This window comes from Spirosoma knui (assembly GCF_054780635.1).
Genome location: NZ_BAAGVY010000001.1, coordinates 369862 through 383653, shown reverse-complemented (window position 1 = coordinate 383653; position 13792 = coordinate 369862). Strand labels below are relative to the sequence as shown.

General features: G+C 51.4%; 12 protein-coding genes. 10 read left to right on the top strand and 2 right to left on the bottom strand.

Annotated elements, in window-relative coordinates; all coding sequences use genetic code 11:
- Nucleotides 1-7: 7 nt before the first annotated feature.
- The 7 genes from ACYVIY_RS01565 to ACYVIY_RS01535 all read left to right on the top strand — a co-directional run bounded on the left by ACYVIY_RS01565 (nucleotide 8) and on the right by ACYVIY_RS01535 (nucleotide 6822).
- Nucleotides 8-1138, top strand: a complete 1131-nt coding sequence (locus ACYVIY_RS01565; protein ID WP_460974488.1) for an amidohydrolase family protein — start codon at nucleotides 8-10, stop codon at nucleotides 1136-1138.
- A 17-nt stretch (nucleotides 1139-1155) separates the two neighbouring features.
- The gene (locus tag ACYVIY_RS01560) at nucleotides 1156-1857 is read left to right on the top strand and encodes a thioredoxin domain-containing protein (RefSeq protein ID WP_460974487.1); all 702 of its coding nucleotides are present in this window, start codon (nucleotides 1156-1158) and stop codon (nucleotides 1855-1857) included.
- A 10-nt stretch (nucleotides 1858-1867) separates the two neighbouring features.
- A complete protein-coding gene (locus ACYVIY_RS01555; protein WP_460975137.1) occupies nucleotides 1868-2968 on the top strand; it encodes a mandelate racemase/muconate lactonizing enzyme family protein in 1101 nt (366 codons plus the stop codon).
- 7 nt (nucleotides 2969-2975) lie between these two features.
- On the top strand, nucleotides 2976-3536 hold the full coding sequence (locus ACYVIY_RS01550) for a GNAT family N-acetyltransferase (protein ID WP_460974486.1): 561 nt from the start codon (nucleotides 2976-2978) through the stop codon (nucleotides 3534-3536).
- Nucleotides 3537-3602: 66 nt separating this feature from the next.
- Entirely contained in the window at nucleotides 3603-4883 is a 1281-nt protein-coding gene (locus tag ACYVIY_RS01545) for a serine hydrolase domain-containing protein (protein WP_460974485.1), read from the top strand.
- 75 nt (nucleotides 4884-4958) lie between these two features.
- Complete coding sequence (locus tag ACYVIY_RS01540) at nucleotides 4959-6005, top strand: aminopeptidase (protein ID WP_460974484.1); 1047 nt, start codon at nucleotides 4959-4961, stop codon at nucleotides 6003-6005.
- 28 nt (nucleotides 6006-6033) lie between these two features.
- Nucleotides 6034-6822, top strand: a complete 789-nt coding sequence (locus ACYVIY_RS01535; RefSeq protein WP_460974483.1) for a DUF3108 domain-containing protein — start codon at nucleotides 6034-6036, stop codon at nucleotides 6820-6822.
- 11 nt (nucleotides 6823-6833) lie between these two features.
- Here the strand turns inward: ACYVIY_RS01535 and ACYVIY_RS01530 are convergent, their stop codons facing one another.
- Complete coding sequence (locus ACYVIY_RS01530; RefSeq protein WP_460974482.1) at nucleotides 6834-7877, bottom strand: GNAT family N-acetyltransferase; 1044 nt, start codon at nucleotides 7875-7877, stop codon at nucleotides 6834-6836.
- 7 nt (nucleotides 7878-7884) lie between these two features.
- The gene (gene dnaA / locus ACYVIY_RS01525) at nucleotides 7885-9294 is read right to left on the bottom strand and encodes a chromosomal replication initiator protein DnaA (RefSeq protein WP_460974481.1); all 1410 of its coding nucleotides are present in this window, start codon (nucleotides 9292-9294) and stop codon (nucleotides 7885-7887) included.
- Between the two features lie 302 nt (nucleotides 9295-9596).
- On the opposite strand from dnaA, the gene ACYVIY_RS01520 reads away from it, so the two are divergent.
- From ACYVIY_RS01520 to ACYVIY_RS01510, 3 genes are read left to right on the top strand one after another with little or no spacing between them, the layout of a single operon-like run.
- On the top strand, nucleotides 9597-10919 hold the full coding sequence (locus ACYVIY_RS01520) for a methylmalonyl-CoA mutase family protein (RefSeq protein ID WP_460974480.1): 1323 nt from the start codon (nucleotides 9597-9599) through the stop codon (nucleotides 10917-10919).
- 20 nt (nucleotides 10920-10939) lie between these two features.
- A complete protein-coding gene (scpA, locus tag ACYVIY_RS01515) occupies nucleotides 10940-13063 on the top strand; it encodes a methylmalonyl-CoA mutase (protein WP_460974479.1) in 2124 nt (707 codons plus the stop codon).
- A gap of 40 nt (nucleotides 13064-13103) precedes the next feature.
- Nucleotides 13104-13772 carry a Uma2 family endonuclease gene (locus ACYVIY_RS01510; RefSeq protein WP_460974478.1) on the top strand — a complete coding sequence of 223 codons (669 nt, stop codon included), beginning with the start codon at nucleotides 13104-13106 and terminating at the stop codon, nucleotides 13770-13772.
- The last annotated feature ends 20 nt before the right edge of the window (nucleotides 13773-13792 follow it).

The following is a 13792-nucleotide window of genomic DNA, read 5'->3' as shown; positions in this document are numbered from 1 at the left end:
TTTACCCATGCGCTTCACTGTTTCTCTGGTTGCCTTTACCTTCTCCGTAACTGCTGCTCTGGCCCAGCCTAAGGTGTCGACACCGGCTGGTCCTATCGATTTTGAAGAATACGAACCGGTTTCGACCCTCAAAGTGTCCGAACACAAGCTGGGCCGATCCAAATACCCATTTATTGATGTTCACAATCATCAGTATCAGATGGATAATGGTGATCTGCGCCCGCTGGTTAAGCAAATGGACAGCCTGAACATGGGACTGATGGTGAACCTGAGTGGACGAGGCTTCAGCAGTAATGCCAGCGAAAGCACGAAGTTCTTCGATAACGCCCTCGCCAATATTCAGAAAACGAATCCCAAGCGTATCGCGTTATTCACCAACATCAACTTTGGGGAGGTAAATGATAAAGACTGGACAGCCCAGGCGGTTAAGACCCTCGAAGACGATGTGAAGAAAGGAGCCCGCGGACTGAAGATTTACAAAAACCTCGGCTTTAACGTAAAAGACGACAAGGGAAACCGAGTGCGCGTCGATGACCCCCGGCTTGACCCGATCTGGGCCAAATGCGGTCAGTTAGGCATTCCAGTGCTCATTCATACGGCCGACCCCAAACCCTTCTGGGACCCAATGGATCGCTTTAATGAACGGTGGCTGGAGCTGAAACTGCACCCCGGTCGCAAACGCTCAGAAACCAATCCCGTGTCGTGGGAGCAGCTCATTGCCGAGCAGCACAACGTATTCCGCAAGCATCCAAAAACCACGTTCATCGCTGCGCACATGGGCTGGTTTCCCAACGATCTGAACAAACTCGATAGCCTGATGAAGGTGTTCCCGAATATGAATGTGGAGATCGGAGCCGTTATCGCCGAGTTGGGCCGTCAGCCACGGGCCTCGCGTAAGTTCTTCGAGAAATACCAGGACCGCATCCTATTCGGAAAAGACAGTTGGGTTCCCTCCGAATACGCTACGTACTTCCGCGTGCTTGAAACGGATGATGAATATTTTCCGTACCACAAGAAATACCATGCCTTCTGGCGCATGTATGGCATGGCCTTACCCGACGAAGTGCTGAAAAAGGTGTATTACAAAAACGCGTTACGTATCATTCCGGGGCTCGACAAAAGCCAATTCCCGAATTAAGCTAACCAACAGTACTCATGAACTACAAAGTCCATATAGCCATTTTTCTGCTCCTGAGCAGCTATGCGGTACAGGCCCAGTCGCTCCAGCCCGATGCGTTTGCTACGCAACTCCAACAGCAACCGTCGGGCCAGTTGATCGACGTACGAACGCCCGGCGAGTTCAACGGTGGGCATTTGATTGGGGCCAAGAACATTGATTTCAGGGATGCGGCTTTCCCACAAAATCTGGCCAGTCTCAACAAGACCAAACCGGTGTATGTGTATTGCCTGTCGGGTGGGCGCTCGGCGGAAGCCGCCAAACTGATGCGAGAGCAAGGGTTCGCAAACGTATACGAGCTTCAGGGCGGTTACCTGAAGTGGACAACTAAACTTAAGCCAGTTGAAGGTGCGCCCTCGGACGCATCAGCCAAAGCCGTTACGCCCGATCAGGTACAGCACATCGCCACCAGCAACCGCCTGGTACTGGTTGATTTCTATGCGCCCTGGTGCGCGCCCTGCAAAAAGATGATGCCGCTCATCGAAGAGCTTCAGGCGAAGTATGCCGGTAAGCTGGTCGTCGTCAAAGCAGACGCAGATGCCAGCAAAGCGTTAATGCAGCACTATCAGGTCGATGAAATTCCAACCCTGCTTTTTTTAAAAGAAGGCAAACCAAATCAACGCCTGATCGGCCTGCAAACCTTGGCTATGCTCACCGAAATTATTGACAAAAACCTGTGACCCGTTGGGCATGACCATCACCAGCATTAGCCTGTACCGCTACGATATTCCGCTTAAAGCCCCTATCGCCATTTCGCTCGGCACCATTGAGCACGCTCGTAACGTACTGATTGAAATTCAAACCAGTGAAGGTATTACAGGCTGGGGGGAAGGGTCGCCGTTCTGGATGATTGTCGGCGAAACACAGGCATCAGGGCTAGCGGCCGCGCAGGACATGGCCCGCTTGTTGATCGGTCGTGATCCGCTCGACATTGAAGGGAACATGACTACGCTCACGCGTTACCTGCCCGGCCATCCCACTACGCGCTCGGCATTTGATATGGCCTTGTATGATATTGCTGCCAAAGCCGCCGGAATGCCGCTCTATCAGTTTCTGGGTGGGGCCAAACGTGATCTTGTCACCGACGAAACCATTTACATCAACACACCGGAGCGCATGGTTGACGACGCCCTGCGTATTCAGGCTAAGGGAGCGGAAGCCATCAAGGTGAAACTAGGCACAAACCTGCGCGACGATGTTCAACGTATTGAGGCTATCCGCCAGGCTATTGGCGATCAAACACCCATTCGTACGGATGCGAACCAGGGTTGGGACGTAGTAACCGCTTCGGCCGTACTACGTACAATTGGCTCCTGGAACGTGCAATACTGCGAACAACCCATCCGTCGGCATAACATTGCTGCATTGCGGCAGATTCGTCGCGACTCGCCGGTACCGATTATGGCCGATGAAAGCCTGTTTGATGCGGCCGACGCCATCCGACTGGTACGCGAAGAAGCCGTCGATTATTTCAACATCAAGCTATCCAAAAGCGGGGGATTATTCGAAGCGCTTAAAATCAACGCCATTGCCGAAGCGGCTGGCATTCCGTGCATGATTGGCTGTATGTCGGAGTCGAGACTTGGGTTAACGGCAAATGCCCATTTTGCCGCAGCCCGGCAGAACGTTTGTTTCTACGACCTCGACGGTTGTTTTGAACATGCCGATGATCCTGTTATGGGCGGTATTTCGTACACAAACTATCAGATTAGCCTGCCCGATACGCCCGGCATTGGGGCCGAGGTTGATCCGGCATTTCTGGCTCAGTCTGATCGTATCCGTATTTCTTAATTAGTACATGATATCGATTACCACTGTCCAGTCTGATGCCGATGTACATGGCATTCTGGATCTACAACAGAAAAATCTGCGCAAAAATGTCTCCCTCGATATACAGGTCGATCAGGGTTTTGTAACGGTTGAACACGACCCGGACGTGCTTACTCGCATGAATCAGGCGGCTCCCAGCGTCATTGCCAAAGATGGCGATGCTGTTGTGGGTTACGCTCTAACCATGCTTCCTCAATTCGGAACCGATGTTCCTGAATTGCTCCCGCTTTTTGAGTTGATCAACACACTAACGTATCAGGATAAACCATTACGTAGCTACGACTGGTACGTAATGGGGCAGGTTTGTGTAGCCGACGGCTATCGGGGCCAACGGTTATTCGACCGCATGTACGAGCACCAGCGCGAGGTGTATAGCGACCGTTACCAACTGCTGGTGACCGATATTTCGGAGTTAAATACCCGTTCGTTACGTGCCCATGCCCGCGTCGGTTTCGAACCGATCCATTCGTTTCACGACGTAACGCTCGATGAAACCTGGGTCATTGTCGTCTGGGACTGGCAAAAGTAGAATGCGATCCCTTCCAGGCTTTAGCTGTAACTTCGCCCTCCCCGTAACCCGGCTAATTACTCTGTCATGCGTATCTGCATCCTGTTTCTGTTCATCAGTTCTTCGCTTTTCGCTCAACCACCGCAGACATTCACCGTTGCCAAGTCACCTGCTGAAGCTGGCTTTTCAACTGACCGATTAAAACGACTCGATACGTGGCTCCAAGGCCTTATTGATCAAGATATTGCGCCTAACGCCGTTACGTTCGTAGCCCATCGCGGTAAAATCGTTCATAATAAAGCCTTCGGTTACAGCAACCTGGAGAAGAAGACGCCCCTCAAGCGCGACGATATGTACCGCATTGCTTCGCAATCAAAAGCCATTACCACAACGGTCTTAATGACGTTGTTCGAGGAAGAAAAGTTTTTGCTGGATGATCCGATTTCAAAGTACATTCCCGCGTTCAAAAATCCCAAAGTGTTGGTCAGGTATGATTCGAAGAACCCTACCGGAGGTAGCTACGATACCCGGCCCGCCAAAGGTGAAATAACCATTCGGCAGCTGTTAAGCCACAATGCAGGTATTCCTTATGAGCACCCGCTCGATCAGCGGCCGGAGTTCAAAATACCTTTTTTTAATTCAACCCAGCCCGACAAGCTCGAAGACGTAATCAATAAACTGGCTGCCCGTCCGCTCCTTCGTGATCCGGGTACGGACTCGACAGGCGCGGGTTTTATGTACGGGCTGAATACAGACATCATTGGCCGACTGGTCGAAATCCTGTCGGGGAAACCACTCGATGCGGCCATTCGTGAACGCGTGTTGGAGCCCCTCGGCATGAACGATACGTATTTTTATCTGCCCGCCGACAAAGCCAGCCGTCTGGTCGAGTTATACGAAAAACCAACCATGGCTAAGCCGATTACCCCGCACCCAAATGCTACGTACCGGAATTATGCAGTAACCGGTGCCAGAACGTACTTCTCTGGGGGAGCCGGTCTGATCAGCACCGTTGCCGACTACGCCAGGCTTTGTCAGATGCTGCTCAATGGCGGTACGTTCAACAACAAGCGGATACTCGGCCGCAAGACCGTTGACATGATGGTTCGCAATCAGATTGGTACGGCCGAAGTCTGGGATCGCAAGGATAAGTTTGGCCTGGGTTTTCAACTGATTACCGAAGCTTCTCATTATGGTGATCAGGCTTCGCCCGGTTCGATTACGTGGGGTGGTATGTACTGCTCGGAGTTCACCATCGACCCCAAAGAAGAGCTGATTCTACTCATTTTCACAAACGTTCAGCCCTACGCCTATTACAGCGATTTCGTGAAGAAATTCCGGATCGCTGTGTATCAGGCATTGGAGTAGATGACGTATCATTCAGATTGGTAAACCCCCATCCCTGTTTTTTGCGTTTATACTTCATCATGACGTTTCCAACCAATGGGTAAAAAAATTGCTCTTATTGTCGTAGGGGTATTGGTCGTTTTAGGGGTCTGGCAATGGGAGTTAGTCAGTTACGGGTATATGCAGGCGAAGGGCCAGTTGCGAATTATGCTCAATACGCAGCCGGTAGCCGAGGTATTGGCTGACCCGGCTTACCCAGACTCTCTAAAGCAGAAAATAGAACTTATCCGAGAAATCAAGCGTTTTGCTATTGACTCGCTGGAGCTTAACCCATCGGGTAGTTACGAGTCGTTTCATGATTTGAAAGGCAAGCCGCTGATGTGGATGCTGATTGGGTCGGAGAAATATAGGCTCATACCCGTTGAATACAGCTTTCCGATACTCGGCACGTTTTCGTACAAGGGTTTTTTCGATTATGATCGACTTACGGAAGCGGACAGCCTGTTGCAAAAACAGGGGTACGATACGCGGATTAATGAAGTGGCGGCATACTCGACGTTAGGATTTTTCAAAGAACCCATCCTGTCGAACATGCTGAGTCGAACGGAGGGCAGCCTGGCCGAATTAATTATTCATGAGTTAACCCACGGCACATTGTTTGTGAAGGATAACTTAGAATACAACGAAAACCTGGCTGATTTTGTCGGTGAGTACGGTGCGCTGCGGTTTATGGCGGCCAAGTACGGCCCCAAGTCTGAACCGTATCGAAACTACCTGGCCACAAAGGCGTTTTATGAACGGTACGACGACCACATACTACGAGGTACTCAAACGCTGGATAGTTTGTATCGATCGTTTAAACCTCAAACGCCCGTGGCAGTCAAAGATACGCTCAAGTGGCAAACGATCCGTCAGATTGTTACGTCGTCGGACACGATTACCGACGAACGTAGGGAATCGGGTAAACGCTTACTAAGAAAACGGCGGTTAGACAAACGAAACCTACCCAATAATGCGTACTTTATTGGGTATTTAACCTACCGGAAGCAGCAGAACCGGTTTCGGCAGGAGTTCGAGAGTCGGTTTACGAGCGATTTTAAACGGTATTTTACGTATTTAAAAGAAACATATCCATCTTTATAAACGATGCCTACTGTGGGCGGTTGTTCGTATGAAGAAGTATTTGATTGGTCTTAGCGTTATAGCGGTTCTGGGCGCTGGCTTTACTACCCTGAACACGTACCGGCGCGTGGTAAATAATAGCTTCGGCCCCGGTGAGCATCTGGAGTACCGCGTTCACTATGGATTTCTGAATGCTGCCGAAGCCATTGTCGACGTAAGCCCGACGCTATACAAAGTAAACGACCGCCCCTGCTACCGCGTCAACGTTGATGGCCGGACGGTTGGTGCATTCGACCTTGTGACGCGCATTCGCGACACCTGGCGTTCGTACATCGATACGTCGGCGATCTTACCCCAGAAGTTTTACAGCAATCTTCAGGAAAATAACTACCGCAAGGAAGAGAACATTACGTTCAATCACGCGACTAACACCGTTAAAGCGGAAGAGCGTACTGAAAAAGACGTGTTCAAAGTACCTGATAACGTACACGATTTCATCAGCGGCTATTATTTCCTGCGAACCATTGATTTCAACCACCTGAGCAGTGGACAGGTACTCGAAGTACCAGCCTTCTACGACGATACGGTCTACAACATGAAGGTTCGCTACCGGGGGAAATCGGTGATCAAAACCAAACAAGGCAAAATCAACGTACTTCGGCTCAACCCGGTTTTGCCGCAGAACAAGCTATTTAAGGATGAGGAATCGATCCGCATCTTCGTGTCGGATGATACAAACAAAATCCCTGTCAAGGTCGAAGTAGATTTGTGGGTCGGCTCCATGGTGATGGACCTCCGCATGAACCAGGGACTGAAACAACCCCTGCGTTATTTTTAAGCAAAGCCCGGTCAACGCCGGGCTATTTTGTTTTTCAGGCCAACGGCCAGTCGCTCCACGCTACTTAGCCGGTTCCAGCGTAAGGCCCAGAACGGGGCTTCCACCGCGCCAAAACTCTTGTAAAACGCCCGGATAGACGGTTTCTGAGGGCTTTCAAAATCGAAGATGAGTGGCTGACCGGCGTGTTGCAGAATTTGCTGATCGATCAATAGAGTTCGTGCGTTGCCCCGTCGGCCGATTTCAGATGCGGCATTGAAGAGATAAATTAGCCGGTTTCCTTCCCGCACGAACATCGCTCCTGCTTCAATCTGTCCGTTACTTACCGTATACTGAATACTGGCCAATCCACGCTTCGTTAGCTCGGCAATTAGCTTTTCCAGGATTGTATACGCCTGCCGGTTCACTCCTCCGGAAATACCTGCTGCGTGGTTATCGCGAAACAGACTAAGCAGTGGCAGCAAATCGGTTGAGTCTACAATTGTCCAATCCAGTGCCTGCGCTATACGAAGATTTCGTCGCCGGTCCGATGTATAATGCTCATAAATTGAGGTGTACCCAACCGACAAATCCAGGAGGTGCGTCGATAAAACCTGATTCGTCAGCGAGCCAGGGAACGTAATGGATGCTGACTGCCAGTGAAAACTGGACGCATACCGGAAATGCTCATAGGCAACCGCTAAGAACAAAGCTGGATCAATGGAATCCGTTCGTCGAAAAACGGGGAGAAACTGGCAGAAGAACGGCTGATGAATCACCCAGGCATACCGTATGCCGACCACCGATTTCCGACGTAACGGCAGAGGCATTACCGCTTCGTAGTCGCCCGACGGGTTAGTCATGACCAGCCCGACCCATTTCCACTCCGGCTTAGGCAGCACAGCGTCTAAATACCAGGAGTACCCATAAACGATACGCTCGGCAGAAGCGGCTACACAGGCGTCCCAGGCAACAGCATCAATCTCGGACCGAGTCAACAGCCTGACCTGACCGGCAGCGTTATGGGACGTAGCAGTCGGGGACGTAACGGATACAATAAACGCATCGCTGTCCACCATAGTCCGCTTATTTGAACTGGGCTTTCAACTTCTCAATAATGTCGCGCGTTTCGGCGTGTTTGGCGACCAGGTCGCTGATGGTCTGCACGGCGTGAATAACTGTGCTGTGGTCGCGACCGCCGAAATGGTACCCAATCGACTTTAGCGACAGGTCGGTTTTCTCTTTAGCCAGATACATCGCCACTTGCCGGGGGTGCACCAGTTCGCGCTTGCGGCTTTTGGCTTTCAGGTCGGCAATAGTTACGTTGAAAAAGTCAGCAACGGCTTCCTGCACCGAGTCGATGGTTACTTCCCGCTCCGAATCGACGACGATGTTACGGAGCGTCTGCTTGGCCAACTCCAGGTCAATATCCCGGCGGTTCAGCGATGCCTGCGCCATTAGTGACACAATCACCCCTTCCAGCTCCCGAACGTTCGTATTGATGCTGTGAGCAAGGTATTCGATTACGTTGTCTTCGATGTAAATGCCCTCAGCCTGAAGCTTCTTCTGAATAATGGCGATGCGGGTTTCGAGGTCGGGCGTTTGCAGGTCGGCCGAGAGACCCCATTTGAAACGGGATAAGAGCCGATCTTCGAGTCCGTCGAGCGCGCGCGGAGCCCGGTCGGACGTCATAATAATCTGCTTACCCGACTGGTGCAAATGGTTGAAGATGTGGAAGAAAATCTCCTGCGTCTTCTCTTTCTTTTGCAGGAACTGCACATCGTCAATCACCAGTACGTCGACCTGCATGTAAAAGCTCGTGAAGTCGCGAATACCGTCCGTCCGGATAGCGTTCAGGAACTGGTTAGTGAACTTCTCCGACGTAACGTAGAGGACAAACTTGTTCTGATTGTTATTCTTGATGTAATTGCCAATCGCCTGCACCAGGTGCGTTTTGCCCAGCCCAACGCCCCCGTAGATCATTAACGGGTTAAACGACGTAACGCCAGGCCGTTCGGCTACGGCGTAACCCGCTGATCGGGCCAGCCGGTTGCAATCCCCCTCTACGTAATTGTCGAACGTGTACGTTGGATTCAGGTACGAATCCAGGGTCAGGGAATCGAGGTCTTTCAGCTGAAACGGGCTTTTCAGAATATCCGGATTTACGTTGTCCGGCTTGGCCGTCTGCGGGCTTTTCGTCGTCGGTACGTTGACCGTCAGGGGCCGGTTCTGCTCATTTCCCTTATCGACAATGATCGAATACTCCAGTTGCCCGTCGCGGCCGATAGCCGTATCGAGAGCTTTGCGGAGAGCGTGTACGAAGTTTTCTTCGAGCCATTCGTAGAAGAACTCGCTCGGTACCTGAATGGTCAGTACACTCCCGTTAAGCCGAAGGGGAACAATCGGCTCAAACCATGTCTTGAAGCTTTGTTCGGGCACAATATCCCGAATCACGTTCAGACAGCGGTTCCATACCGTTGTTACTTCGCGTTGCATGCCTGGCGGGGTCGTTCCATTCACAATTGACTTACTGATTACGGTGAGTAACGTCCAAAAAAAGGGAGACAAATGTAGCTAATTATCCGGCCCGAGCCACAGCTATAGCCTTCGTTTTTTAGTTCTTCTCCCTGCGTTTGGCGTTTAACCTGTTAAAATTACGGGATTCGGACAGAACGTCAAGGCGACTGCCTAATCCCTTCGAATAATGCAATCGCATTGGGCCATAGGCCGTTACAAACGCCATTTTGCCTAAAAAAAGAGAAAGTAGTACATTTACTAGACATTGAGACATAAGCAGGATGGAGCCGCTTTTTAAGAACATATTTTCATCAGCCGACAAATCGGCCTGGTTAGCCCAGGTCCGGGCTGAGTTAAAAGACGAAAATGCCTACGAGAGTCTGCGATGGTCATCGCCGGAAGGTTTTGCGGTCGAACCGTACTATACTGCCGACGACCTAATGAATCTGCCACTCACTGAAATCCAGAATGCGCAGAAAGCGGTACCGGGCTGGCTCAACGCGCCCGAACGGCGCATTACGAACGAAATACTTGACAATACAGCCTTGCGGACTGCGCTAAGTAATGGCGCCGATGCGTTTGTTCTCGATCTACCTCAGCGGGTCGATGTAAGCCGGTTGCTGGATGGGATTAAGCTTAGCGATACACCAGTTTATTTTCGCGTGGCAGATGACACCCTCGACTTTATACATGCACTGCAAACTGCGGCTCCGTATCAATTAAAAGGTGGATTATTAACGGATGTGAGCGCAGACACAGCCCAGATCACGCGCCAACTGGCAGGTTCACCCCAGTTCCGAACGGTTTGCGTAAACAGTCACCCATTTCACAATGCCGGAGCGACAGCTACCCAGGAGTTAGCGTTTACATTCGCCCGGCTATCCGATGCGTACGATCAACTGACGGAGGCAGGACTGATTGCCGAGGAATTTGCCCCAAAGACACTTATTTCGGTTTCGGTTGGCACCAGTTACTTTATGGAGATTGCCAAATTGCGGGCGTTACGTGTCCTGTGGCAACGGTTTATTGGAGCTTATGGTACATCAAACGTATCAGTGATGGTTCACGCGCAAACGTCGACCTTTTATGACGCTACCGCGACACCTTATACGAACCTGCTCCGGGCCACGACCGAAGCGATGGCAGCGGTCATGGGCGGTTGCGATGTCCTTACCATTCATCCGTACGACACGGTACTCGGCCATCGTGCTCATGAGCCACTGAGCGACTTTTCAGAACGTATCGCCCGGAACGTATCCCTGCTGTTGACTGAAGAAAGCTATCTGGGTAAGGTGGCGGACCCAGCTGCCGGTTCGTATTACGTCGAAATCTTAACGAGCCAACTTGTCACAGCCGCCTGGACATTGTTTCTTGACGTAGAGAAGCAGGGCGGCTATACGAAAGCAATGGAAAATGGGTTTATTCCCGGCGAAATTGACAAGTCGTATCAGGCCAAAGTTGAGGCTGTTGAAAGCGGTAAGGTGCTTGTCGGCGTCAATAAGTTTCGATTCGATGCAGGCAATACCCCGGTAACACAGCAGGAAAACCGTACCGGATTCAATACGGACCTCCCAAACCGTCGATTAGCCGAATCGTTTGAGTAAAGTCGAATTAGAGTAAGAGCATGAGACCTGACTTCATCAATAAATTAGTTCCGACGGCCGACACGGCTCAAGCAACCCCGGTAAAATTATTTACCACCGCCGAAGGAATCAAGGTAAAGCCGCGTTTTACGAAAGTCGACCTACAGGCCGCTGAACACCTGAACTATGCGGCCGGAATTCCTCCTTATCTGCGTGGTCCCTACGCCAGCATGTACGTTCGCCAGCCCTGGACCATTCGGCAGTACGCAGGCTTCTCGACCGCCGAAGAATCGAATGCGTTCTATAGGCGTAATCTCGCGGCCGGACAGAAAGGCTTATCAGTTGCTTTTGACTTAGCTACTCACCGGGGCTATGACTCCGACCATCCGCGGGTTGTCGGCGACGTAGGCAAAGCGGGTGTAGCCATCGACTCGGTCGAGGACATGAGAATTTTGTTCGACCAGATTCCACTCGATCAGATGTCGGTGTCGATGACGATGAACGGAGCCGTGTTGCCGATCATGGCCTTTTTCATCGTGGCCGCTCAAGAACAAGGCGTTACGTCCGAAAAACTTTCAGGTACCATTCAGAACGACATCCTGAAGGAGTTCATGGTGCGGAATACGTATATCTATCCGCCAGAACCATCCATGCGTATCGTCGGCGACATCTTTGCGTATACGAGTCGCCACATGCCTAAATTCAATTCCATCAGTATCAGCGGCTATCATATGCACGAAGCGGGGGCTCCGGCGCAGCTTGAATTGGCTTATACGCTGGCGGATGGGCTGGAATACATTCGAACAGGGTTACGGGCGGGCATGAGCATTGATGCCTTCGCCCCCCGCCTATCGTTCTTCTGGGGTATTGGCATGAATCACTTCATGGAGATCGCCAAGCTACGGGCCGGTCGATTGTTATGGGCTAAGATCGTCAACCAGTTTGCCCCTAAGAACGTCAAGTCGCTGGCATTACGTACCCACTGCCAAACGTCGGGCTACAGCCTCACCGAGCAGGACCCGTTCAACAACGTAGCACGCACGACCATCGAAGCGCTGGCTGCGGTACTGGGCGGAACCCAAAGCTTGCACACCAATTCGCTGGATGAAGCTATTGCGTTACCAACTGATTTTTCGGCACGTATCGCCCGGAACACCCAGTTGTATCTACAGCACGAAACCGACGTAACGCGGGCGGTCGATCCGTGGGGAGGCTCGTACTACGTTGAATACCTAACCAAAGAACTCGCCGAAAAAGCCTGGACGTTAATCGAAGAAGTAGAGCAGTTGGGCGGCATGACCAAAGCGATTGAAACAGGCCTCCCAAAATTACGTATTGAAGAAGCAGCCGCCCGAAAACAAGCCCGGATTGACGGTGGAAAGGACGTAATCGTTGGCGTGAACCGCTACAAACCAGCTTCCGAAACCACGATTGAACTGCTCAACATCGACAATCAGGCCGTTCGCGAAGCCCAGATCCGGCGGCTCCAGCAAATCAAATCGACACGTAACAATGAGCAGGTCCAGAGCGCCCTGGCGGCCATTACTACGTGTGCACAAACTGGCGACGGTAATCTGTTGAGTCTGGCCGTTGAAGCGGCTCGGCACCGGGCCACATTAGGGGAGATTTCTGACGCTATGGAGAAAGCATTTGGCCGCCACAAGGCAACAATCCGGGCCGTATCGGGCATCTATTCAGCGGAGGTGTCCGATGACGAAAACTTCCGGCTGGCGCGCGAGATGAGCGACCAGTTTGCGGAGCTGGACGGCCGTCGTCCTCGTATCCTCGTGGCTAAAATGGGGCAGGATGGCCACGATCGGGGCGCGAAGGTTATTGCCACCAGTTTCGCCGATCTGGGCTTTGATGTCGACATGGGCCCCCTATTTCAGACACCGGCCGAAGTAGCGCGCCAGGCCGCTGAAAACGACGTACACATCGTTGGCGTATCCAGTTTAGCAGCTGGCCACAAAACGTTAGTACCCCAACTGATCGATGAACTAAAGGCCATCGGTCGTGACGATATTATGGTTATTGCGGGTGGCGTAATTCCAGCGCAGGATTATCAATACCTGTACGATGCTGGTGTGAAAGGCATATTTGGTCCCGGAACCGTTATTTCGATAGCCGCCCAGAAGATCCTGAAGGAGTTGATCGGTACGGCATAACACGATTTTTCGTATATTCACTCGTAAACGAATCTGAATCATGGCCGACGAATTAATTGCTGAACTCCTTGACGCACCCGATGCTCAACTGATCATCAACCGGGTTCAAGCCATGCTTGACGACGAGAAAAAACGTCGGCAGGAGTTCTATGAGTGGCTTACGGATGAGGTAAAGGCCGAGTTCATCAATGGTGAGGTCATCATGCACTCACCCGTTAAACGTCGTCATCTACGGGCGAGTGGCAACTTAGCCACTTTATTACGTATTTACATGCAATTTTACGATCTAGGGGAAGTTGACATTGAGAAAGCGATGGTTACGCTTACACGCAACGACTATGAGCCGGATATTTGTTACTGGCGGAAGGAAGTGGCCGATACATTTACTGACGACACCATGCAGCACCCGGCTCCAGATCTGGTCGTCGAGATTCTATCGAAAGCGACCGCTAAACGCGACCGGGGAATTAAATATGAGGATTATGCAGCTCATGGCGTTCGGGAATACTGGCTAGTTGACCCTACTCGTCAAACCGTTGAACAGTTCCAACTGGATGAAGAGTTTATGGCCTTCGACGCCGTTGGCAATTTTCATCTCAACGACACAATCAAGGCCTTAACCCTGCCCGACTTCTCAATTCCGGTACGCGCTATCTTTGAGTCGGAAGCCAACAAAGAAGCGTTACGCGCGTTGCTTCAAACCCGGTAGCGCTACTTCTCAGCAAATTT

What these genes read in the sequence shown, in the direction of transcription:
- ACYVIY_RS01565 (WP_460974488.1), top strand. Translation starts at nt 8, where the DNA reads ATGCGCTTCACTGTTTCTCTGGTTGCCTTTACCTTCTCCGTAACTGCT.
- ACYVIY_RS01560 (WP_460974487.1), top strand. Translation starts at nt 1,156, where the DNA reads ATGAACTACAAAGTCCATATAGCCATTTTTCTGCTCCTGAGCAGCTAT.
- ACYVIY_RS01555 (WP_460975137.1), top strand. Translation starts at nt 1,868, where the DNA reads ATGACCATCACCAGCATTAGCCTGTACCGCTACGATATTCCGCTTAAA.
- ACYVIY_RS01550 (WP_460974486.1), top strand. Translation starts at nt 2,976, where the DNA reads ATGATATCGATTACCACTGTCCAGTCTGATGCCGATGTACATGGCATT.
- ACYVIY_RS01545 (WP_460974485.1), top strand. Translation starts at nt 3,603, where the DNA reads ATGCGTATCTGCATCCTGTTTCTGTTCATCAGTTCTTCGCTTTTCGCT.
- ACYVIY_RS01540 (WP_460974484.1), top strand. Translation starts at nt 4,959, where the DNA reads ATGGGTAAAAAAATTGCTCTTATTGTCGTAGGGGTATTGGTCGTTTTA.
- ACYVIY_RS01535 (WP_460974483.1), top strand. Translation starts at nt 6,034, where the DNA reads ATGAAGAAGTATTTGATTGGTCTTAGCGTTATAGCGGTTCTGGGCGCT.
- ACYVIY_RS01530 (WP_460974482.1), bottom strand. Translation starts at nt 7,877, where the DNA reads ATGGTGGACAGCGATGCGTTTATTGTATCCGTTACGTCCCCGACTGCT.
- dnaA (WP_460974481.1), bottom strand. Translation starts at nt 9,294, where the DNA reads ATGCAACGCGAAGTAACAACGGTATGGAACCGCTGTCTGAACGTGATT.
- ACYVIY_RS01520 (WP_460974480.1), top strand. Translation starts at nt 9,597, where the DNA reads ATGGAGCCGCTTTTTAAGAACATATTTTCATCAGCCGACAAATCGGCC.
- scpA (WP_460974479.1), top strand. Translation starts at nt 10,940, where the DNA reads ATGAGACCTGACTTCATCAATAAATTAGTTCCGACGGCCGACACGGCT.
- ACYVIY_RS01510 (WP_460974478.1), top strand. Translation starts at nt 13,104, where the DNA reads ATGGCCGACGAATTAATTGCTGAACTCCTTGACGCACCCGATGCTCAA.